Source organism: Polynucleobacter rarus (assembly GCF_003072505.1).
Classification (GTDB): Bacteria; Pseudomonadota; Gammaproteobacteria; order Burkholderiales; family Burkholderiaceae; genus Polynucleobacter; species Polynucleobacter rarus.
Genome location: NZ_NTGB01000001.1, coordinates 2,611,345 through 2,633,046, shown reverse-complemented (window position 1 = coordinate 2,633,046; position 21,702 = coordinate 2,611,345). Strand labels below are relative to the sequence as shown.

Here is a 21,702-nt window from a genome sequence, read left to right as displayed (position 1 = left end):
CATTTTTTCTGAATTAATGATGTTGCAGTGCAACGGACACTGTAATTACTTTCCGATGCAAAAAGACCCAAATATTTTTCCTAATAAATCATCTGCCAATAATTTGCCAGTTATTTCACCTAAATTTTCTTGTGTTAGTCGGAGTTCCTCCGCAAATAACTCCAATGCGCTATTGCCTCTAGAAAGGTATTTTCCTGATTCTTCCAGGTGAAATTGTGCTTTCTTAATTGCCTCAATATGTCTAGTTCTAGCAATGAAAGTATTTTCAACTTGGTCGGACCAGCCAAGTTGTTTCAATATTGCTTCTTTGAGTTCTTCAATTCCGATGCCTAATTTGGCACTTATTTTGATACCACTTAAGTTTTCGCCCTGGTTGGAGAGGTCAATTTTGTTCCATACTTCAATAATTGGAATCGAATTATCAAAGTTATTGATTTGCTCCCGTATCTCGCGCTCTAGTTTGTAACCGTTGTCATTACTTTGTTGTGTGGCATCTTTTACATGAATGATAAGGTCTGACTCTTTGATTGCTTCCCAAGATCGTTCAACCCCAATTTTCTCCACTGTATCCAAGGTATCGCGTAGCCCTGCGGTATCAATAATTTGTATAGGTACCCCTTGGATTTGAATCGTTTCTTTGATTCTATCCCGAGTTGTACCCGCAATAGGAGTAACAATAGCAATCTCGTTTCCTGCAAGTTGATTAATGAGGGAGCTTTTGCCAACATTGGGCTGTCCCGCTAAAACGACTAATGCGCCATTTCTTAGGATAGATCCTTGTTTTGACTTTTGGAGTAACTTGTTAATCGCTAAGTTGATTTCTTGCCACTGCTCTTTGGCTTTCGCATTTTCCAAAAAATCAATTTCTTCTTCAGGAAAATCTAAAGTGGCTTCAACCAGGATTCTTAAATGAGTTACTTTTTGAACAACATTATTGATTGCATTTGAAAACTCTCCAGATAGTGTCCGATTAGCACTTTTAACCGCAACCTCTGTAGAAGCTTCAATTAGGTCAGCAATAGCCTCTGCTTGGGCCAAATCAATTTTATTATTTAAAAAAGCTCTTTCGCTAAACTCTCCGGGTCTTGCAACTCGCATTTGAAGTTTTTGACCAACAACCAAGATTCTTTGCAAGACCAAATTCAAAACAACGGTTCCACCATGACCTTGAAATTCGAGTACATCTTCGCCAGTAAAAGAATTTGGGTCTGGAAAAAATAACGCTATACCGCTATCAATTACTTGCTTTTGATCGTCAAGCACTTTGACGAGTTCCGCTTTTCTGGGGTCAAGCAATTTTCCAAATAAATCTCGTGAGAGTTGTGAGAGATCTTTTCCAGATACCCTCACAATACCTATGCCGCCTAGACCTGATGCAGTCGCAATAGCTACAATTGGTTCAGAACTAAAGCCCATCAAAATGATTACGCTTGATTTTTTACTCTATAAAGCCGATTGATTTGCCACTGTTGTGCAATCGATAATAAATTATTCACAATGTAATACAGCACTAATCCTGATGGGAAAAAGAAGAACATTAGAGAGAATGCTAAGGGCATAAATAGCATTACTTTCGCCTGAACTGGATCTGGTGGTGCTGGATTTAATTTTGTCTGAACGAACATTGAAATAGCCATCAGTATAGGCAAAATCCCGATAGGAATACTCAAACCGACTAAGCCACTTAAAGAAGTGTCAGGTGCTGACAAATCATGAATCCACAAGGTCCAAGGCGCACCCCGCATTTCAACACTTAACAATAAAACCCAATATAAAGAAATAAATACAGGAATCTGTATTACTACAGGTAAACAACCACCCAAAGGATTGATTTTTTCCTTTTTGTACATTTCCATCATTTCTTTGTTAAGACGTTGTGGATCGCTTTTATATTGTTCTTTCATTTGAACGAGTCGAGGTTGAACCTCTTTCATACGCGCCATTGATTTGTAACTTGCGGCAGATAGCGGAAAGAATGCCAACTTAATCAAGACCGTTAAGATAATGATTGCCCAACCCCAGTTTCCGACTACGCTATGAATCTGGGTCAAAAACCAAAATATAGGTTTGGCTATGATTGTCAATCGACCATAGTCTTTAATTAACTCAAAGCCTGGTGAAATAGGTCTTAAAATGGTTTCATCATCTGGGCCAATAAACAATTTAACAGTTTGAGTTTGCGCTGTTCCTGGAGCAATCATCTCCAAAGATGAAGTCATTCCTACTCGATATAAATTTTTATCTAAATTATCAAAGTAAAACTCACGCTTCGTATTTATCTCCGGAATCCAAGCGCTTGCGAAATAATGCTGCACCATTGCAATCCATCCTGGCTCATCGGTTCCTAATGGTGCTGGGACGGTTACCTTTTTGTTTTCAATGTCTTTAAAAGAAACTTCTTTGAACTTTTCTTTATCAGTAAAAATTGCAGGTCCAGTAAAAGTACTGTAAAACTGGCTTTCGGAAATACTTGTTCCGTCTCTGACTAGCTCAGAGTAAATTGTTGACGAAATTGGATTAGGGTTTTTGTTAGTAACTGTGTGTTTTACCTCTAAAACGTAGCTGTTTGGCTTAAGTGTGTAGGTTTTTTCATAAAGAACACCACTCTTCTCAGCAACCTGAACAAGTGAATGCCCATCTGTACTGAGTTTCTGGGTAAAAATATCATTATGATTTGGTACATCTAAGCCTTGGGATATTAGTCCGTTTCTAGCAATGTAAATATGGCCATTCTTATTTTCCATTAAAACAACTGGATCACCCGTATTACCCTTATCGAGGTGTTTTTTGAGGGATGATTTAATTATCGTTCCACCCTTTGCACTAATTTCTAAGTCTAATACTTCGTTTTGCAATCGAGTGGTGGTAACTATTCCTTGATCTGGTGAGATCTTTGCAGATTCACTCGGTACGATTTCTTGTTTTTGGTTTAAACCAGCAGTGTTAGGTAATTGTGCAGTTCCTGAGACGTCCTTTACTGTACCTTGATTAGTACTTTCAGAAGCGGGCGGTGGTGGCGCAAGAAATGGTAGAGGCTTATTTCCATGGGCGATTTGCCAATTATTAAATAGCATAATGCCTGAGACAGAGAATACGACCCAAAGTAAGGTTTTTTTAATTTCCATTTTGATGACTTTACAAAATTAGTGTGATGTTAGATTGTAGTGCTTGAATATAAATTTATAACTTAATCTTTTTTTGAGGAACTGGATCATAACCACCGAGACTCCAAGGTGCACATCGACAAATTCTTTTGACTCCTAAATAGCTTCCGTGCGAAGATCCATGCAGTTTTACAGCTTCTTTTAAATAATCTGAACAACTCGGATGAAAACGACAACGATTTCCCAATAGGGGTCTAACCGTAAACTGATACAACTTGACTAGAAAATAAATAATATTATTCAAGATTATTCGTCAGATGCAGTTGAATTTGTTTTCGAATAGAAACTCTTTCTTTTTCTCTTAAACGTCCTCTTGTTTGCATACCAACCGCCCGGTTTAACTTTACGACTATATCGGACAAAGGTGTAATTGCTGCTTTTCTAAAGTTTTCTCGAATTAATCTTTTAATTCTGTTTCTATCTATTGCACGTCTTGCCTTTTTTTTAGGAATAGCCAAGCCAAGTCTAGAATTCATCTGATCAGTAGACTCTTTTATATGAAAGGAAAGATGCGAGGTTTTTGGGCCTGGCATCTTAAGAGTTTCAGCTATTTCTTTAGGCAGTAATAGCTTGTGAGGTTTTGAGTGTTTATGCATACGCGGAGAAGAGTTTTACACTTTCCCGCAACAACTTAACTGTAAAATTTAAACAGCTAAACGTTTACGGCCTTTTGCACGGCGACTGTTCAATACCTTACGTCCGCCTTTAGTTTTCATGCGAACAAGAAAGCCGTGAGTACGTTTACGGCGTGTTACGGAAGGTTGATATGTACGTTTCATTTGATTTCACCACAGTTAAAATACTAGAGAACCGACTATTTTCCATTATTTTATTTGTTCTGTCAATTTAGAATTTATTTAAATCTACACATTAATTATTTTATTTTCCATAATTGTGACTAAATTACTGAATTTTATCAACTTAAAGATGTTATTAACAAGTTATCCACAGGTTTTTCACAGGCTTAAAGGTTGTTGATAAGTACTAAAATTCGATACAATCTAAAACTCTTAAAGTTCTATTTATTACATCTATGATTAACCACTTAGGCAGCAATCTTAATACGGATGCAACATTAAATGTTGAGTCTGTCTCTGAAAGATTTTGGAATACCTTTGTCCTGAGTATGGAAAGGGAGATGCCAAGTTCGCAATTTAGGACTTGGATTAAACCTTTGGCACCTATTGGCCTTGATGTTTCGGGGAGTAGTTTTGTTATTGCCGTTCCAAATCAATTTAAGTTGGATTGGATAAAAAACCAGTTCACTAACAAAATCAATGATATAGCTAAAAATTTTTTACCCGCAGGCACTCAAATTAAATTTATAGTTGACTCACAAGCGTGTTCAATAAAAGAGGCTGACGACTATCAACCTAGTAATTTTATTAACAAAAGTCCTGAAGCTGAAATCCTTATTAGTGATTCTGATGATGATATTGACAGTATTGAAAGTATTAATTTCAAAATTAATGTCGAGGACTTTTCTAAGCTTAATCCTATTTTAACTTTTGATACCTTTGTAAATGGAAAAGCGAATCAATTAGCTCGTGCTGCCGCTATTCAAGTGGCAAATAACCCTGGCACCTCATACAATCCCATGTTTTTGTATGGTGGTGTAGGCTTGGGTAAAACACATTTAATTCAGGCTGTTGGTAATTATCTTTTAAAACAAAAGCCCAATGCCAAAATAAGATATATACATGCAGAACAATATGTCTCAGATGTTGTAAGGGCTTATCAACAAAAAGCTTTTGAAAAATTTAAATCTTATTACCATTCTTTAGATCTGTTACTCATTGATGATATCCAATTTTTTAGCGGGAAAAATCGTACGCAGGAAGAGTTTTTTTATGCTTTCGAAGCATTGACCTCTAATAAATCTCAAGTAATCATTACATCTGATACTTATCCTAAGGAAATTGATGGTATTGATGATCGACTGATATCAAGGTTTGACTCCGGACTTACGGTTGCAATTGAACCGCCAGAGCTTGAAATGCGGGTTGCAATCTTGATGAAGAAGGCACAAGCTGAATTTGTTCCTATGTCTGAAGATGTTGCTTTTTTCATTGCTAAACACCTAAGATCTAATATTCGTGAGTTAGAAGGTGCTTTACGTAAAATTCTTGCTTATGTTAGGTTTCACGGTAAAGAAGTAACCATTGACGTAGCCAAAGAAGCTCTAAAAGACTTATTATCAATACAAAATAGACAAATTTCGGTCGAAAATATTCAAAAAGCCGTTGCGGATTTTTACGGTATTAAAGTTGCTGATATGTATTCGAAAAAAAGACCCGCTAATATTGCTAAACCTCGTCAAATAGCAATGTATATTGCAAAAGAGTTAACTCAAAAGAGCCTACCAGAAATTGGAGAGCTATTTGGTGGACGAGATCATACTACTGTTTTACATGCTGTTAGAAGAATAAATGAGTTACGATCGTTAGATAGTCAACTTAACCATGAATTACACGTACTTGAGCAAACTTTAAAAGCCTAAAATAGCTGTGGATAACCGTGTTAGCAAGTTGTGAGGAAGTATGTTAACAACTAATGTATAAGTTGTTTAAAATTTGTGGATAATTTGTAATGTTCATGCAAAATAGAGTTATAACCGTAGTTATTCATTATTTATTCTTTAGTTATACCGAAGTTATCAACAACTTTTAATTTTATTAAGTTATTGTTTTAAATAGTTTTATTGATTTATCCACAGAAATTTGATTCCCTATTATTACTACTAAACAAAAAATTATCATTCAGGAAAATGAATATGCAACTGGTCAGTACAACAAGAGATAGTCTTTTAAAACCCTTACAGTTCGTAAGTGGAATTGTTGAAAGACGTCACACATTACCAATTCTTGCTAATTTACTTATACGTAAGAATAAAGACTCAATTTCTTTTATCTCTACAGATATTGATATCCAAATAACGACTATTGCTGATTTTGGAGTAGGTGATGACGAATTTAGTACAACTGTTGGTGCCAGAAAACTTTTAGATATTCTTCGTGCGATGCCTGAAGGACCTATCAGCTTAACAATGAAAGACAACCGTATGGTTGTACAAAGTGGAAAAAGTAGATTTTCTCTTCAAACTTTGTCCTCAGGTGAATTTCCAATCATGTTGGAGAACAATCAAAATGTTCGTACATTTGAAATTTCTCAAAAAGAATTCAAACAGTTAATTAGCCAGGTTCATTTTGCAATGGCTCAACAAGATATCCGCTATTATTTAAATGGTATGTTGATTGTTTTAGAAGGTGATAAATTAATTGCTGTTGCTACAGATGGTCACCGCTTAGCTTATGGTCAAATTATTCTTAAAAACCCGCCAGTTGGTGAATCCAATAAGATAGAAGTGATTGTTCCTAGAAAAACGATTTTAGAATGCCAACATCTCTTAGAGGATATTGATGCCCCTTTAAATATTTCTATTAGTCCAACTCAAATTAAATTTGAATTTAGTACGATAGAACTTTTATCTAAACTCGTTGAAGGAAAATTTCCTGATTATCAAAGGGTCATTCCAAAAGGTCATAAAAATTCTTTTGTTGTTCCCCGAGAGATTTTCCAATCCGCCTTGCAAAGAGCTGCAATCTTAACAACGGATAAATTTAAAGGTATTCGTTGTTCACTTAAAGAGAACTTACTTACCATTCAATCTACGAATGCTGAACAAGAAGAAGCTCAAGAAGAAATTGAAACCTCCTATGATGGTGATCATTTAGATATTGGATTTAACGTAACTTATTTACTAGATGTTTTATCAAATGTTAAGAATGAAAGCGTCCAAATTAATTTAGGAGATTCTAATTCTAGTGCCCTCATCACCATACCTGATAATGAAAATTTCAAGTATGTCGTAATGCCAATGCGTATTTAATCTAATAAGAACACATGACCATCGAAAACCAATCTGTAACTGATTTATATAGTGCCTCTTCCATCCAAATTTTAGAGGGGTTAGAAGCAGTTAGAAAAAGACCTGGCATGTACATTGGAGATACTTCCGATGGTACAGGTCTTCATCATTTAGTTTTTGAGGTCTTGGATAACTCAATTGACGAAGCACTTGCTGGTCATTGTTCTGAAATCACCGTAACGATTCATACAGATAATTCAATTTCTATTATTGACAATGGTCGGGGCATCCCGACTGGAATTAAATATGATGATAAGCATGATCCGAAAAGAAGTGCGGCTGAAATTGTCATGACTGAACTACATGCTGGTGGTAAATTTGACCAGAATAGTTATAAAGTATCAGGCGGTCTTCATGGTGTTGGTGTTAGTTGTGTAAATGCATTATCAAAGTGGTTACGATTAACTGTAAGGCGTGACGGTAAAACTCATTTTTTAGAGTTTGCTAGGGGTGTTGTTCAAAATAGAACCATTGTTGAAGAAAACGGATTAATTGTTTCCCCAATACCAGTTACTGGTACAACTGATACGAGAGGTACTGAAGTCCACTTTTCCGCTGATGAAGAGATTTTTGGCAAAGTTGAGTTTCACTATGAAATTCTCGTAAAACGAATTCGTGAATTATCCTTTCTAAATAATGGTGTTCATATTCGTGTTGTTGATGAACGCTCCGGTAAAGAAGAAGATTTTGCTTTTTCTGGTGGTGTGAAGGGCTTCGTTGAATATATCAATAAATCAAAAACCGCATTACATAAAAATATTTTTTACGCGATCGGTGAAAAAGCTGCTGAAGTCGGTGGAATGATTACCTCTGAAGTTGCTATGCAATGGAATGATGGATACAGTGAACAGGTTTTATGTTTTACTAACAATATTCCACAAAGAGACGGCGGTACCCATTTGACTGGTTTACGTGCTGCAATGACGCGGGTTATCAATAAATATATTGATGAAAACGGTATCGCGAAAAAGGTAAAAGTTGAGGTAACTGGTGATGACATGCGGGAAGGACTAACTTGCATCCTATCAGTAAAGGTACCTGAGCCTAAGTTTTCTAGCCAAACAAAAGATAAACTTGTATCTAGTGAAGTAAGAGGTCCTATTGAGGACGTTGTTTCTAGTAGTTTATCCGCTTATCTTCAAGAAAATCCAGTTGATGCTCGAGAAATCTGTGACAAGATCATAGAAGCTGCTCGTGCTAGGGAAGCTGCTCGTAAAGCTCGTGATTTAACGCGTAGAAAAGGTGTTTTAGATGGTTTAGGGCTTCCAGGAAAATTAGCAGATTGCCAAGAAAAAGATCCATCAAAGTCTGAATTATTTATCGTTGAGGGTGACTCAGCGGGTGGTTCAGCTAAACAAGGACGCGATAGAAAGTTTCAAGCAATTCTTCCATTAAAAGGAAAGATATTAAACGTAGAAAAAGCACGTTTTGACAAGATGTTAGCCAGTCAAGAAGTTGTTACGCTAATAACAGCATTAGGCACAGGGATTGGTGCTGACGAATACAACATTGACAAACTTCGTTACCATCGCATTATTATTATGACCGATGCTGACGTGGATGGTAGTCACATTAGAACTTTACTTTTGACGTTCTTTTATCGTCAAATGCCTGAGCTTATTCAACGTGGCCACATCTACATTGCACAACCACCTTTATATAAAGTTAAACATGGTAAGAATGAGCAATACATCAAAGATGATAGTGTTTTAACTGATTATCTTGTAACTATTGCTTTAGATGGAGCTCATATTACTAATCAAAATAATGAGGTTTTTGCTGGAGATGAGTTGAGAGATTTGACTAATCTTTACTACAAAACCCAGAGTGTAATTGAGCGTCTTTCGCGAATTCTTGATTCTGATGTTCTTAGAGTCATTAGTGAAGGCATTACTATTAATTTGGATTCAGAAGAGGAAGCTTTAAATTCTGCTAATAAATTAAAGCAGGGCTTAAATCAACGTTTGGGTGACAATAGTCAAAATCTTGAAATAACCGTTCAACTTGAAGAGAGAACAGAACGCTATCGTTTATTAATTTCAAGAAGGGTTCATGGTAATTTAAAACTTTCTTTTATTAATTCAGATTTTGTTTCTGGTTCTGATTACGAAGCTATTCAGGCTTTTTCTACTTCAGTTGGCGGCAAAATTGGCATTGGCTCTAAAGTTCTACGTGGTGATCCTGAGAAGTCATTTAAAGAGTTATCGGTCGTTAATTTCCAAGAAGCAATCGAATTTTTAATTAGCGAAGCTGAGCGGACCGTTTCTAGACAACGTTATAAGGGTCTCGGTGAAATGAACCCAAGTCAACTTTGGGAAACAACCATGGACACGAATACCCGTACTCTATTAAAAGTTCAAATTGATGACGCCATTTTTGCCGATCAAACCTTCACTACATTAATGGGGGATGATGTTGAGCCACGTAGAGCCTTTATAGAATCTAATGCTTTAATTGCAAAAAATATTGATGTCTAAAAAAATTCCAGAAACTCTTTCTTCAGATTCTATTGAAGTTAGAGATTCTGCTATTCATGGTCGTGGTGTTTATAGTCTTAAAAAGATTAAAAAGAACGAGTGCATTGTTGAATATCTTGGTCAAAGAATCTCTTGGAAAGAAGCTATAAAAAGACACCCTCATGATCCCTTGCAGCCTTTTCATACGTTTTACTTTTCATTATCTAATGCTAAAGTTATAGATGGAAACGTTAACGGTAACGTCGCAAAATGGATCAATCACTCCTGTAAACCCAATTGTGAAACGAAAGAGATTAAAGATAAAAATAATAAACTTAGGGTTTTTATTTTTGCAAAAAAATCGATTAATAAAGATGAAGAATTGTTTTACGATTATGGTTTAGAGTTGGATGCAGAACACACTAAAGAAGAACAATTGAATTATCAATGCCATTGTGGGCAAAAAAATTGCCGTAGGACAATGTTAGCTAAGAAATAAAATACTATGTTATTTATTACTCTTACCGAATTAGAAAACGCTATCAATTTTTGGCGCAATAAATCTCCTTCCGTTGGGGATTCTTTAGTGTTATCTAAAGAAGCATCTGCTTTGGCAAAGCCCTATGCAATTTTGATTTTGCAAGGCGCTCAAAGGATTTCAATCGATAATTTAGAATCAAAAGAACTGGATGCTTGGAACAGATACCTTCTAGAAATTAGTAATACAAAAGGATAGTTTTATGGATCATGGTGCTTTCGATTTCATTATTATCGGTGCTGGGAGTGCTGGTTGCTTATTAGCAAACCAGTTAACAAAAAATCCTGAAAACCGAGTATTGCTTCTTGAAGCTGGAGCAAAAGATGATTACTTATGGATTCATATTCCTGTTGGTTATTTGTACTGTATTGATAATCCTAGAACTGATTGGCAGTTCAAAACTGAACCATCTCCTGGCTTAAATCAACGATCTCTTTTATACCCAAGAGGAAAGGTTCTTGGTGGTAGTTCCTCCATTAATGGGATGATTTATATGAGAGGTCAACAACAAGATTACGATAATTGGGCTTCGTTAACAAATGACAATTCTTGGTCGTGGAAAAACTGTTTAGAACGATTTAAAGCTTTTGAAAATTATCATGGTGGTAGTAATGAATGGCATGGTCATAAAGGTCCTTGGACCGTTAGTCGTCAACGGCTTAATTGGAGAGTCTTAGACGTCTTTAAGCAAGCAGCTAATGAGTTTGGTATTCAGGATACTGACGATTTTAATCGTGGGGATAATTCGGGTATTGGATATTTTGACGTAAATCAAGAAAAGGGATTTAGGTTAAATGCTTCTAAAGCCTTTTTAAAGATGGCTACGAAGAGGCCAAACTTAACCTTGATTACGGGAGCCCTAGTTGACAAAATTAACATTGATCCTATAACAAAAAAAACAAAATCCGTATCCTTTATCGGAGCTAATCATTCGCATACAGCTCAAGTTAATCAAGAGGTTCTTTTGAGTGCTGGCTCAATTGGTTCTGTTCAAATCTTAGAGAGGTCTGGTATAGGTCAAGGTAATCATTTACAGTCTTTGGGTATCGATACTCTCGTTCACGCTCCAGGTGTTGGTGAAAATCTTCAAGACCACCTTCAACTGCGAATGATTTATAAAGTAAAGGGAATTTCTACTTTAAATACTAAATCGAGCTCACTTATTGGTAAAGGTTTAATTGGTTTGGAGTACCTCTTAAATCGTAGTGGTCCCATGTCTATGGCACCATCACAATTAGGCGCTTTTACTAAGAGTGCTGACTATCATCCTAGAGCAAATATTCAATATCATGTCCAGCCTTTATCCCTAGAGCGGTTTGGAGAAGACCTACATGCCTTCGATGCATTTACGGCAAGCGTTTGTAATTTGCGTCCAACTTCACGTGGTTCTGTTCATATCAGTTCAGCCGATGTTTCAGCTAAGCCCAAGATTAATCCCAATTACTTATCTACCTCCTTTGATCAAACAGTTGCGATTGAATCTATTCAAACCACGAGATTGATTGTTCAACAAACTTCATTAAAAAAATACCAGCCTGAAGAATATAAACCTGGAGCTCATTTAACTTCTAATGACGAATTGATTCAAGCTGCTGGGGATATTGGAACCACGATCTTTCATCCTGTTGGTACTTGTAAAATGGGGGCTAATAGTGACGATAGTGCAGTATTAGATTCGGAGCTTCGAGTTCGTGGTGTTCATGGTTTGCGTGTTATTGATGCTTCTGCAATGCCATTTATAACCTCAGGTAATACAGCTGCTCCTACTATGATGATGGCATATAGGGTCGCAGAGTTACTACGAACCGTTTAGTTGGTAAAAACCCCTATTAATTTAGTCTCTAAATACCTCGCGTAATATGTAATATTGTAGATAATATATACCTATGAATAAATCCAATTACATCTTAGAAACCAAAAGCCTATTTAAGACTTTTAAAGGTTTCGTTGCTGTTAATGACGTTAATTTAAAAGTAGAAGAAGGTTCTATTCATGCCTTAATTGGTCCTAATGGTGCTGGAAAAACAACCTGTTTTAATTTACTTACAAAGTTTCATATTCCAAGTAGTGGGACCATTCTTTTCAAGGGTTCCGATATTACCGCTAAAGACCCTGCCCAGATAGCTCGTTTAGGGATTATTCGGTCTTTTCAAATATCTGCAGTTTTTCCTCATTTGTCTGTTTTGGATAACGTCAGGGTTGCCTTATTAAAGGAACTTGGGGTAGAGTTTTCATTTTGGAAATCATCCACAACTCTTGATCAATTAAACGGTAGGGCGATGGAGTTGTTAAGTCTAGTTGGTCTTAATGAGTTTGCTGATGAACTAACGGTCAATTTACCTTATGGTAGAAAACGGGTCTTAGAAATTGCCACTACTTTAGCGATGAGTCCGTCTTTAATGTTACTAGATGAACCAACCCAAGGAATGGGTCATGAGGATGTAATGATGGTTACAGACCTCATCAAAACCGTTGCTAAAGGAAGAACGGTGTTGATGGTTGAACACAATATGAAGGTTGTATCTACGATTGCCGATAAGATTACTGTTTTACAACGTGGGGCTGTACTAGCGGAAGGTTCTTATGCTGAGGTTTCTAAAAACCCACAAGTTCTCGAGGCTTACATGGGCTCATCGGAGGAAAACGCATGAGTTTTGCAATTGAAATAAGCAATCTTAATGCATGGTACGGGGAGTCCCACATATTGCATGGCGTTAACTTATCTGTTCAAGAAGGAGAGGTTGTTACCCTTCTTGGAAGAAATGGTGCTGGGCGCACTAGTACCTTGAGGGCAATTTTAGGGCTTACTGGTAAAAGAACTGGTTCTATAAAGATTTATGACCAAGAAACAATTAACATGGATACCTATACGATCCCTCGTCTAGGAGTTGGTTATTGCCCTGAGGAGCGTGGTATTTTTTCTACCCTTTCTACTGAGGAGAATTTAATGCTTCCTCCAGTAGTGAAGGCTGGAGGTTTGGGCTTAGATGAGATTTACAATATGTTTCCTAACCTGTTTGAGCGTCGTAACAGTCCAGGTATGCGTTTGAGTGGCGGGGAACAACAAATGTTAGCGATGGCTAGGATTCTAAGAACTGGTGCAAAGTTATTGCTGCTGGATGAAATTACGGAAGGTCTTGCACCTGTTATTGTTCAAAAATTGGGTCAAGTTGTTCGAGATTTGCGTGAAAAAGGTTACACCATTATTTTGGTAGAGCAAAATTTTCGATTCGCGGCTCCTCTTGCGGATCGACATTATGTAATAGAACATGGTCAAGTTGTTGAAACCGTTTTAAGTAGTGAATTGGCTCAGAAAACTGAATTACTTAATAGTTATTTGGGTGTTTAATTAATCTAAACAGTAAGGATATTTATGAAAATTAAAAAAATAGTTTCTGCTTTAATATTGCTTTGTGCAACCGATTTAGTTGTTGCAGCTGATACCAAACCAATTAAGATTGGTTTTATTACTGACGGTGCTAGCTTATATTCTGATATTGACGGTATTGGTGGTAAAGAAGCAATGGAAATGGCGATTGCTGACTTTGGTGGCAGCGTTTTAGGTCGTAAGGTAGAAATTTTATATGCTGATCATCAAAATAAAGCAGATATCGCAGCTTCAAAAGCGCGTGAGTGGATTGATCAAGAGGGTGTTAATGTAGTGTTTGGTGGTACGAACTCTGGTACTGCTTTAGCAACCGCTAAAGTAACGTCAGAAAAGAAACGCATATATATTAATAATGGTGCTGGAACTTCTGCTCTTACAAATGAGCAATGCTCACCGTATACTGTTCACTATACTTATGACACGATTGCCTTGGCAAATGTTACTGGCAAAGCCATGGTAGATAAGGGTAATAAAAATTGGTACTTTTTAACAGCAGATTATGCTTTTGGTGAGCAATTACAAAAGGATGCAACGAAGGTTGTGGTTGATAATGGTGGCAAAGTATTAGGCTCTGTTAAACACCCCCTCAACGCAAGCGACTTCTCTTCCTTTTTATTACAAGCACAAAGCTCTAAAGCACAAGTTCTTGGTTTGGCTAATGCCGGTGGAGACACGATTAATTCTGTAAAGGCTGCTGCAGAATTTGGAATTAATAAAACAATGAAACTAGCCGGTTTATTAGTTTTCATCACAGATATTCATAGTATTGGTATTAAAAATGCCGCAGGATTGTTGGCGACTGAAGCTTGGTATTGGGACCTGAATGACGAGAGTCGGGCTTTTGCAGGTCGGTTTATTCAAAAAATGAAGCGTATGCCGACTTCTGTTCATGCCGGGGATTACTCTTCAATGTTAACTTACCTCAAGGCGGTTAAAGCTGCTGGTACGGACAACCCTGACAAAGTTATGGCTGAACTCCAAAAAATGAAAATTAACGATTTATTTACTAAGGGTGGATATATTCGTAAGGATGGAACTATGGTTCATGACATGTATTTGTTCGAAACTAAAAAAGCTGAAGAGGTAACTAAGCCTTGGGACTATTACAAAGTTATTAACAAGGTCCCGGGTGAGAAAGCATTTAATACCCTTGCTGAATCTAAGTGTTCTTTAGTTAAGTAATTGATTTAATGGAAATATTTAGTCTTCCTGTTTCTGCTATTCTTAGCCAGCTCCTGTTGGGGCTGGTGAATGGTAGCTTTTATGCCATGCTAAGTCTTGGTCTCGCTGTGATTTTTGGCCTTTTGAATGTGGTTAACTTCGCTCATGGAGCGATGTTTATGATGGGGGCATTATTCACTTGGATTGGTTTGACTGCCTTTAATATTTCTTACTGGCAGATGTTAATTTTGGCCCCTTTGTCGGTTGGTATTGTTGGTGTATTGATCGAAAAAATATTATTGAAGCATTTATATGCATTAGATCATTTATATGGTCTGCTTTTAACTTTTGGTATGACTCTAATCTTAGAGGGCGTCTTTAGATCTTTTTATGGTGTATCTGGGATGTCTTACAATGTCCCAGAGGCCCTTACCGGCGCTATTAATGTAGGCTTTATGTTCTTACCTATCTACCGAGCTTGGGTTGTATTGATATCCCTGGTTGTCTGTTTTGGAACCTGGTTTGTTATCGAGAGAACAAAATTGGGTGCTTATTTAAGAGCTGGTACAGAGAACCCGAAATTAGTTCAAGCTTTTGGTATTAACTTTCCTTTGATGGTGACATTAACCTATGGCTTTGGTGTTGCTTTAGCTGCTTTATCTGGTGTCTTAGCTGCACCGATTATTCAAGTATCCCCATTAATGGGCTCAAACTTAATTATTGCAATATTTGCGATTGTTGTAATTGGCGGTATGGGTTCGATTTTAGGTTCTATTTTTACAGGCCTTGGGCTTGGACTGATTGAGGCGTTTACAAAAGTTATTTATCCAGAGGCTTCTAGTACTGTTGTTTTTGTGATTATGGCTATCGTTCTTTTAGTGCGTCCAGCGGGTTTATTTGGTCGAGAGAGTTAATGAAAATATCAAGTAAATTACTTTATTTTGTGTTATTTGGGTTTTCTCTTTTAGCACCCTTTATCTTATATCCAATCTTCTTGATGAAGATTTTATGCTTTTCACTGTTTGCTGCCGCCTTCAATTTGTTATTAGGATACACAGGCCTATTATCATTTGGGCATGCTGCTTTTCTTGGTGGAGCTGGTTATATTTGTGGTTATTTCATTCGAGATCTAGGGTTTCCACCTGAGGTGGGTTTGTTTGCAGGAACTTTTTTTGCCGCAATTCTTGGCTTTGTTATGGGTAGCCTTGCTATTCGCCGTCAAGGGATTTATTTTGCGATGATCACGATGGCTTTAGCCCAAATGTTGTATTTCATTTTCTTACAAGCAAAATTTACTGGCGGTGAAGATGGAATGCAAGGAATACCAAGGGGTGTTTTCTTAGGTGTTATTGATTTAAATAATGACTTGAATATGTACTTTGTTTTCTTGTTTTTTACAGTACTTGCTATGCTTCTTATTGCTAGGGTTGTTTCATCTCCTTTTGGTAAGGTCTTATTTGCCATTAAAGAAAATGAGCCCAGAGCGATATCGCTTGGCTATGAGGTTAACCGTTTTAAACTACTTGCTTTTGTTTTGTCTGGCACCTTAGCTGGTCTTGCTGGAAGCTTGCAGGCCCTCATGATGGGCTTTGAAACGTTATCTGATGCTCATTGGTCCATGTCAGGTCTTGTTATTTTGATGACCCTGGTTGGTGGCGTTGGAACTTTAATTGGTCCAGTGGTTGGTGCCGTTGTTATTACCGTTTTAGAACATAAAGTTGGTGATATTGGGCTCTCTATCTTTAACCTTACAAACATTGAATGGTTTAGAACACTTGGTGAGTCAGTTACTATTGTCACTGGTCTAATATTTGTTATCTGCGTTATGTTGTTTCGTAAAGGTATCGTGGGAGAAATTCTTGCGAAGATTAAATAGTCCTTATTTTGTCTTTTATTGATCTTTTCGAATTTTCTATTTTTTTTCTAGGTCTCCTTGCATTTATCGCTGGATTTATTGATTCCATCGTTGGAGGTGGTGGTCTAATTCAAGTCCCCGCTTTGTTTGTGGCATTTCCTAATGAGTCTCCAGCAACCCTTTTTGGAACCAATAAACTTGCTTCTTTAGGAGGAACTGCAACTGCTGCTAAGAAGTATTTAGCTACTGTTAGACTTCCCAAGTTGGTTTTATTATTAGGTGGTGGTTGTGCCTTAGTTGGATCTTTCCTGGGAGCCTGGGCAGTTACCCAGATATCTGCTGATTTCCTTCGTCAATCCTTACCCCCTCTGTTAATTGCTTTATTAATTTTTACTCTTTTTAATAAAAGTATGGGGATTGAGCATCGAGCCTTTACTTTCACAAGTAAAGAGTTCTTGATTTTAATTATTGGCACGTTAACTATTGGTTTTTATGATGGCTTTTTTGGTCCTGGAACAGGTATGTTCCTCATGTTCTTATTTGTACATTTTCTTCGGTTTGACTTTATCAATGGCGCTGCTGCGACAAAGGTAATTAACTGTATCACTAATTTTGCTGCCTTAGCCTTGTTTATACCTACGGGTCATATTAGCTGGGGTGTTGCTATTTGGATGATGTTTTTTAATATATTGGGTAGTTTTTTTGGTAGTCGCCTAGCTATAGCAAAAGGCAGCTTGCTTGTTAGAAAAGTATTCATTTTGGTGGTTGTGCTTTTAATCTTAAAAACATCAAATGACTCCTATCATTGGTTACAATTAGTAACTGATAAAAATTTGTTTCACGTGAAACATTATTAAAGTGTTATCATCTCTTCCCTAAGGGAAATTCATCTATGGAATATAAAGTAAAATTTGCTGTAATCGTTATTGGCGGGGGTCATGCTGGCTGTGAAGCTGCCTTAGCAAGTGCAAGAATGGGCTGTAAAACCTTGCTTTTAACCCACAATATTGAGACACTTGGGACAATGAGTTGTAACCCCTCTATTGGGGGTATTGGCAAGGGACACTTAGTAAAAGAGATAGATGCTCTTGGTGGAGCAATGGCTCATATTACTGATTTATCCGGTATTCAGTTTCGAATCTTAAATTCAAGTAAAGGTCCTGCGGTAAGGGCCACTAGAGCACAGGCTGATCGAGCCCTTTATAAATCTTCAATGAGGACGCTTCTCGAAAACCAAGAAAACTTGACATTATTTCAGGCGGCCGTTGATGATTTAATCATTTTAGGTGATGAAGTTCGCGGTGCTATTACCCAGTTAGGGGTTCATTTTTATGCTGAGCAAGTTGTTATAACTGCAGGTACTTTTCTTGATGGTAAGATCCATGTAGGTCTTGATAATCACTCTGGAGGTAGGGCGGGTGATCCTGCATCTGTGAGGCTTTCAGCTAGGTTAAAAGAGTTGAAGCTTCCACAAGGGCGATTAAAAACAGGTACGCCGCCAAGAATTGACGGCCGAACAATTGATTTTTCTGTAATGACAGAGCAACCTGGGGACTTGGATCCTGTACCGGTATTTTCATTTATGGGGAGGCCTGAGCAACATCCTAAACAAGTTCCTTGTTGGATTACTCATACTAATGAGCAAACGCACGATATTATCCGTGGGGGCCTCGATCGCTCACCGATGTACACCGGGGTTATAGAAGGGGTTGGACCACGATATTGTCCATCAATAGAGGATAAAATTCACCGTTTTGCCAGTAAGAATAGCCATCAGATTTTTTTAGAACCAGAGGGCTTATCAACAAATGAATTTTATCCGAATGGAATTTCAACTAGTTTACCTTTTGATGTTCAGTTAGACCTTGTTCATTCTATTCCTGGCCTTGAAAATGCCCACATCTTACGACCCGGATATGCAATCGAATATGATTATTACGACCCAAGATCATTAACACCTTCGCTTGAGTCAAAGTTGATTAAGGGCCTTTTCTTTGCAGGGCAAATTAATGGAACTACAGGGTATGAAGAGGCAGCAGCACAGGGTTTGTTGGCAGGCATAAATGCAGGGCTGAGAGCAACATCTAAAGACTCTTGGCATCCATTGAGAAGTGATGCTTATTTAGGTGTGCTGGTTGATGACTTAATAACAAAGGGTGTACAAGAACCTTATCGTATGTTTACAAGTCGAGCAGAATATCGTTTGAGTTTGCGTGAAGATAATGCTGATATTCGATTAACAGAAATAGGTAGATCCTTAGGTTTGGTAGGGGATAAGCAATGGGATTTCTTTTGTAGAAAACTTGAAGGTGTTTCACGTGAAACATCGAGACTTTCAACTACTTGGGTATCTCCAAAAAATATAACTCCAGACGAAAGTAAAGCTGTTTTTGGTCAAGTCTTGTCCCATGAATATAGCCTCGCAGAGTTATTAAAGAGGCCGGAGATTACGTATGATCATCTGATGAATGCTCTTGATGGTAGATGGGCGAGTGTGGATCAACAGTATGATGGGCTTTTGTTAAAGCAACTAGAAGAGCAGGTCGAAATTGGAATAAAGTATCAGGGTTATATTGATAGACAAACCATTGAAATTGACCGTCATGCCTATTATGAAAATATGGAATTACCAAATAATTTGAATTATGTAGAAGTTTTAGGCTTATCAAATGAAGTTCAGCAAAAACTAAACAAGGGTAAACCAACTACTTTAGGTCAAGCATCAAGAATCTCTGGGGTAACACCAGCGGCAATTTCTCTTTTGTTAGTTCACTTAAAAAGAGGTGTCGGTAGAAAGGCTCAATCTGATGCAGTTTAATCAATTGGTTTTTGATCAAATAATAGCTGAGGGAGAGCATTGTTTTAAGCAGAAATTAACCGATGCTCAAATTGATCAAGTCCAATTGTTTATTCAAGAGTTCATTAAGTGGAACGCTGTGCATAATTTAAGTGCCGTAAATAACTTTGAAACATTAATGCGTGCACACTATTTGGATTCAATGTCGGTTGTTCCTAGTGTAGGGAACTATCTCAAGGACTTAGATAGGCTAGCTCCAATCAAGGTTGCTGACCTAGGATCAGGCGGAGGTTTTCCAAGTATTGTATTAGCTATTTTATTGCCTGAAATTAACTTTTATGCAATAGAGTCAATAAAGAAAAAAACAGCTTTTTTACAAACAATTAAAATTCGCCTAAAGTTAGAAAATTACTTTGTTGTTGATAAGAGAATTGAAGCCTTTGCGAAAGAAAACCCTAACATCTTTGATGCAACAATTTCTCGTGCATTTACTGAACTAAATAATTTTTTAGATTACTCGAACTCGCTAATAAAAGGGGAGTCATTAGTGTTTGCAATGAAATCGCAAAGGGTTGATGAAGAGTTGAAGAGAGTTATTGGTGATTGGAGATTAATTAAAAACATTGAATTAAATATACCAAAATTAGATGCATATCGCTGTTTATTAGTCATGACTTCCATGAGAAAATAATAGAAAAAGGACTCAGAATGGCACAAGTGTTTTGTATTGCAAACCAAAAAGGGGGAGTGGGAAAAACAACCACTGCCATTAACTTAGCAGCAAGTTTAGCTTCATTAAATCAAAGGGTTTTACTGATTGATTTGGATCCCCAAGGTAACGCGACGATGGGGTCTGGAGTAGATAAACACCAACTAAAAAGCTCAGTCTATCAAGTATTAATTGGTTTAGAGAATGTAAAAAATTCAAAATCTTATTCAGAATCAGGTGGTTATGATGTCTTACCAGCTAATAGAAACTTAGCTGGAGCTGAAGTTGAGCTAGTGGATTTTGATCATCGCGAATCTTTGCTTAGAAAAGCTTTAAAGGTCGAGCATGATAATTATGATTTTGTATTAATTGATTGTCCCCCAGCTTTGTCATTACTAACTTTGAATGGTTTATGTGCTGCAAATGGAGTAATCGTTCCAATGCAGTGCGAATATTTTGCCCTTGAGGGTTTGTCTGATCTTGTCAATAGCATTAAGCAAGTTCATGCAAACTTAAATAGTGACTTAAAGATTATTGGATTGTTAAGGGTCATGTTTGATCCACGTACCGCATTACAACAACAAGTATCTGAACAATTAATAAATCATTTTGGAGATAAAGTATTTAAAACTATTATTCCAAGAAACGTAAGACTTGCTGAAGCCCCGTCTTACGGAATGCCAGGCGTGGTGTACGACAAGGTTTCAAGGGGGGCAAAAGCGTATGTTGAGTTTGCCGCAGAAATGATTGAAAGAACAAAGAAAAATACACAATGATTAAGAAAAAAGGTTTAGGTAGAGGTCTCGAGGCATTGTTAGGAGAATCGTTAGATTCAGGGTTAGCAAGTGGGATAAACACAGATCAAATTAAATTTATAAAGTTAGCAGATTTGCAAAGAGGGAAGTATCAACCTCGTATGCAAATGAAAGAATCAGAGCTTCAAGAATTGTCAGAAAGTATTAAGCAACAAGGAATAATGCAACCTCTTTTAATCAGACAGATTGGTGAGGGAAAGTATGAAATTATTGCTGGGGAAAGACGATTTAGAGCAGCAGGAATGGCTGGATTAGATACAGTACCAGCATTAATTAAAGAAGTCGACGATCAAACGGCAGCAGCGATGGCCTTGATCGAAAATATGCAGCGCCAAGATTTAAATCCACTGGAGGAGGCCGAAGGTTTGGCGAGACTAATCTCAGATTTCGGTTTTACGCATGAACAAGCTGCCCAGGTAGTTGGTAAGTCAAGAAGTGCTGTTAGCAACCTGTTAAGACTAACACAACTATCTAAGCCCGTTCAGGCACTTTTAATGGCCGGTGACATTGATATGGGGCATGCCAGAGCGATGTTGAATGTTCCTACAGCCAGACAGATAGGTTTGGCGCAAAGAGTCGCCGCGCAAGGATTATCGGTTAGAGAAGCAGAGAAATTAGCAAATCAGATCATTCAATCTAGCAAAAAAAATCTTGATGGAATTCAAAAAGTTAAAGTGGTTAAAGTCGATCCGGATATTCAGGGTTTACAAACAAGAATTGCAGATATGATTGGTTTGGAGGTGGAAATAAAAACCAAATCTAAGGGGGGTGAAATTAAAATTAAATTTTCCCATCCTGATGAGCTAGATAGCTTGCTTAAAAAACTAAATTTGTCTTAAAAGGGAAAAATTTTGCACCCTAATAACGATGATTTTGATCGAAAAGATGAGC

The 21,702-nt window shown here is 37.3% G+C and carries 21 protein-coding genes; 16 read left to right on the top strand and 5 right to left on the bottom strand.

What is annotated here, in order from left to right:
• Window positions 1-45: 45 nt before the first annotated feature.
• Genes mnmE through rpmH form a run of 5 tightly spaced genes read right to left on the bottom strand, consistent with a single transcriptional unit; the run spans window position 46 to window position 3,943 of the window.
• Window positions 46-1,416: a tRNA uridine-5-carboxymethylaminomethyl(34) synthesis GTPase MnmE gene (gene mnmE, locus AOC35_RS12770; protein ID WP_108647570.1), complete on the bottom strand. Its 1,371-nt coding sequence runs from the start codon at window positions 1,414-1,416 to the stop codon at window positions 46-48.
• 8 nt (window positions 1,417-1,424) lie between these two features.
• On the bottom strand, window positions 1,425-3,125 hold the full coding sequence (yidC, locus tag AOC35_RS12765; RefSeq protein ID WP_108647568.1) for a membrane protein insertase YidC: 1,701 nt from the start codon (window positions 3,123-3,125) through the stop codon (window positions 1,425-1,427).
• 55 nt (window positions 3,126-3,180) lie between these two features.
• On the bottom strand, window positions 3,181-3,408 hold the full coding sequence (gene yidD, locus AOC35_RS12760; RefSeq protein ID WP_108647566.1) for a membrane protein insertion efficiency factor YidD: 228 nt from the start codon (window positions 3,406-3,408) through the stop codon (window positions 3,181-3,183).
• The gene (gene rnpA / locus AOC35_RS12755; RefSeq protein WP_108647564.1) at window positions 3,401-3,760 is read right to left on the bottom strand and encodes a ribonuclease P protein component; all 360 of its coding nucleotides are present in this window, start codon (window positions 3,758-3,760) and stop codon (window positions 3,401-3,403) included. Before rnpA ends, yidD begins: the two co-directional genes overlap by 8 nt.
• A 48-nt stretch (window positions 3,761-3,808) precedes the next feature.
• On the bottom strand, window positions 3,809-3,943 hold the full coding sequence (rpmH, locus tag AOC35_RS12750; protein WP_108647562.1) for a 50S ribosomal protein L34: 135 nt from the start codon (window positions 3,941-3,943) through the stop codon (window positions 3,809-3,811).
• Window positions 3,944-4,197: 254 nt separating this feature from the next.
• On the opposite strand from rpmH, the gene dnaA reads away from it, so the two are divergent.
• From dnaA to AOC35_RS12670, 16 genes are all read left to right on the top strand, one after another.
• A complete protein-coding gene (gene dnaA, locus AOC35_RS12745; RefSeq protein ID WP_108647560.1) occupies window positions 4,198-5,664 on the top strand; it encodes a chromosomal replication initiator protein DnaA in 1,467 nt (488 codons plus the stop codon).
• 273 nt (window positions 5,665-5,937) lie between these two features.
• Entirely contained in the window at window positions 5,938-7,053 is a 1,116-nt protein-coding gene (dnaN, locus tag AOC35_RS12740; protein WP_108647558.1) for a DNA polymerase III subunit beta, read from the top strand.
• 14 nt (window positions 7,054-7,067) lie between these two features.
• A complete protein-coding gene (gyrB, locus tag AOC35_RS12735; protein WP_108647556.1) occupies window positions 7,068-9,569 on the top strand; it encodes a DNA topoisomerase (ATP-hydrolyzing) subunit B in 2,502 nt (833 codons plus the stop codon).
• Window positions 9,562-10,047 carry an SET domain-containing protein gene (locus AOC35_RS12730; RefSeq protein ID WP_108647554.1) on the top strand — a complete coding sequence of 162 codons (486 nt, stop codon included), beginning with the start codon at window positions 9,562-9,564 and terminating at the stop codon, window positions 10,045-10,047. The genes gyrB and AOC35_RS12730 overlap by 8 nt, the downstream gene beginning before the upstream one ends.
• A 6-nt stretch (window positions 10,048-10,053) precedes the next feature.
• Window positions 10,054-10,284: a DUF3717 domain-containing protein gene (locus AOC35_RS12725; protein ID WP_108647552.1), complete on the top strand. Its 231-nt coding sequence runs from the start codon at window positions 10,054-10,056 to the stop codon at window positions 10,282-10,284.
• Between the two features lie 4 nt (window positions 10,285-10,288).
• Window positions 10,289-11,899: a GMC family oxidoreductase gene (locus AOC35_RS12720; RefSeq protein WP_108647550.1), complete on the top strand. Its 1,611-nt coding sequence runs from the start codon at window positions 10,289-10,291 to the stop codon at window positions 11,897-11,899.
• 73 nt (window positions 11,900-11,972) lie between these two features.
• A complete protein-coding gene (locus AOC35_RS12715) occupies window positions 11,973-12,737 on the top strand; it encodes an ABC transporter ATP-binding protein (RefSeq protein WP_108647548.1) in 765 nt (254 codons plus the stop codon).
• Complete coding sequence (locus AOC35_RS12710) at window positions 12,734-13,435, top strand: ABC transporter ATP-binding protein (protein ID WP_108647546.1); 702 nt, start codon at window positions 12,734-12,736, stop codon at window positions 13,433-13,435. The genes AOC35_RS12715 and AOC35_RS12710 overlap by 4 nt, the downstream gene beginning before the upstream one ends.
• 24 nt (window positions 13,436-13,459) lie before the next feature.
• On the top strand, window positions 13,460-14,656 hold the full coding sequence (locus tag AOC35_RS12705; RefSeq protein WP_108647544.1) for an ABC transporter substrate-binding protein: 1,197 nt from the start codon (window positions 13,460-13,462) through the stop codon (window positions 14,654-14,656).
• Between the two features lie 8 nt (window positions 14,657-14,664).
• A complete protein-coding gene (locus tag AOC35_RS12700; protein ID WP_108647542.1) occupies window positions 14,665-15,549 on the top strand; it encodes a branched-chain amino acid ABC transporter permease in 885 nt (294 codons plus the stop codon).
• On the top strand, window positions 15,549-16,511 hold the full coding sequence (locus tag AOC35_RS12695; RefSeq protein WP_108647540.1) for a branched-chain amino acid ABC transporter permease: 963 nt from the start codon (window positions 15,549-15,551) through the stop codon (window positions 16,509-16,511). Before AOC35_RS12700 ends, AOC35_RS12695 begins: the two co-directional genes overlap by 1 nt.
• Before the next feature lie 8 nt (window positions 16,512-16,519).
• Window positions 16,520-17,347, top strand: coding sequence for a TSUP family transporter (locus tag AOC35_RS12690; protein WP_245898509.1), 828 nt, complete (start codon window positions 16,520-16,522; stop codon window positions 17,345-17,347).
• Between the two features lie 35 nt (window positions 17,348-17,382).
• The gene (gene mnmG / locus AOC35_RS12685; protein ID WP_108647538.1) at window positions 17,383-19,308 is read left to right on the top strand and encodes a tRNA uridine-5-carboxymethylaminomethyl(34) synthesis enzyme MnmG; all 1,926 of its coding nucleotides are present in this window, start codon (window positions 17,383-17,385) and stop codon (window positions 19,306-19,308) included.
• On the top strand, window positions 19,298-19,978 hold the full coding sequence (rsmG, locus tag AOC35_RS12680; RefSeq protein ID WP_108647535.1) for a 16S rRNA (guanine(527)-N(7))-methyltransferase RsmG: 681 nt from the start codon (window positions 19,298-19,300) through the stop codon (window positions 19,976-19,978). The genes mnmG and rsmG overlap by 11 nt, the downstream gene beginning before the upstream one ends.
• Window positions 19,979-19,995: 17 nt before the next feature.
• Complete coding sequence (locus AOC35_RS12675; RefSeq protein ID WP_108647533.1) at window positions 19,996-20,772, top strand: ParA family protein; 777 nt, start codon at window positions 19,996-19,998, stop codon at window positions 20,770-20,772.
• The gene (locus AOC35_RS12670) at window positions 20,769-21,650 is read left to right on the top strand and encodes a ParB/RepB/Spo0J family partition protein (protein WP_108647531.1); all 882 of its coding nucleotides are present in this window, start codon (window positions 20,769-20,771) and stop codon (window positions 21,648-21,650) included. Before AOC35_RS12675 ends, AOC35_RS12670 begins: the two co-directional genes overlap by 4 nt.
• Window positions 21,651-21,702 lie beyond the last annotated feature (52 nt).

Excerpts from the sequence above, each read along its gene's own strand:
- AOC35_RS12730 (WP_108647554.1), top strand. The coding sequence starts at position 9,562 with ATGTCTAAAAAAATTCCAGAAACTCTTTCTTCAGATTCTATTGAAGTT.
- dnaA (WP_108647560.1), top strand. The coding sequence starts at position 4,198 with ATGATTAACCACTTAGGCAGCAATCTTAATACGGATGCAACATTAAAT.
- gyrB (WP_108647556.1), top strand. The coding sequence starts at position 7,068 with ATGACCATCGAAAACCAATCTGTAACTGATTTATATAGTGCCTCTTCC.
- rnpA (WP_108647564.1), bottom strand. The coding sequence starts at position 3,760 with ATGCATAAACACTCAAAACCTCACAAGCTATTACTGCCTAAAGAAATA.
- yidC (WP_108647568.1), bottom strand. The coding sequence starts at position 3,125 with ATGGAAATTAAAAAAACCTTACTTTGGGTCGTATTCTCTGTCTCAGGC.
- mnmG (WP_108647538.1), top strand. The coding sequence starts at position 17,383 with ATGGAATATAAAGTAAAATTTGCTGTAATCGTTATTGGCGGGGGTCAT.
- AOC35_RS12705 (WP_108647544.1), top strand. The coding sequence starts at position 13,460 with ATGAAAATTAAAAAAATAGTTTCTGCTTTAATATTGCTTTGTGCAACC.
- AOC35_RS12715 (WP_108647548.1), top strand. The coding sequence starts at position 11,973 with ATGAATAAATCCAATTACATCTTAGAAACCAAAAGCCTATTTAAGACT.
- dnaN (WP_108647558.1), top strand. The coding sequence starts at position 5,938 with ATGCAACTGGTCAGTACAACAAGAGATAGTCTTTTAAAACCCTTACAG.
- AOC35_RS12720 (WP_108647550.1), top strand. The coding sequence starts at position 10,289 with ATGGATCATGGTGCTTTCGATTTCATTATTATCGGTGCTGGGAGTGCT.
- AOC35_RS12670 (WP_108647531.1), top strand. The coding sequence starts at position 20,769 with ATGATTAAGAAAAAAGGTTTAGGTAGAGGTCTCGAGGCATTGTTAGGA.
- rsmG (WP_108647535.1), top strand. The coding sequence starts at position 19,298 with ATGCAGTTTAATCAATTGGTTTTTGATCAAATAATAGCTGAGGGAGAG.
- AOC35_RS12725 (WP_108647552.1), top strand. The coding sequence starts at position 10,054 with ATGTTATTTATTACTCTTACCGAATTAGAAAACGCTATCAATTTTTGG.
- AOC35_RS12695 (WP_108647540.1), top strand. The coding sequence starts at position 15,549 with ATGAAAATATCAAGTAAATTACTTTATTTTGTGTTATTTGGGTTTTCT.
- AOC35_RS12710 (WP_108647546.1), top strand. The coding sequence starts at position 12,734 with ATGAGTTTTGCAATTGAAATAAGCAATCTTAATGCATGGTACGGGGAG.
- AOC35_RS12675 (WP_108647533.1), top strand. The coding sequence starts at position 19,996 with ATGGCACAAGTGTTTTGTATTGCAAACCAAAAAGGGGGAGTGGGAAAA.
- mnmE (WP_108647570.1), bottom strand. The coding sequence starts at position 1,416 with ATGGGCTTTAGTTCTGAACCAATTGTAGCTATTGCGACTGCATCAGGT.
- rpmH (WP_108647562.1), bottom strand. The coding sequence starts at position 3,943 with ATGAAACGTACATATCAACCTTCCGTAACACGCCGTAAACGTACTCAC.
- AOC35_RS12700 (WP_108647542.1), top strand. The coding sequence starts at position 14,665 with ATGGAAATATTTAGTCTTCCTGTTTCTGCTATTCTTAGCCAGCTCCTG.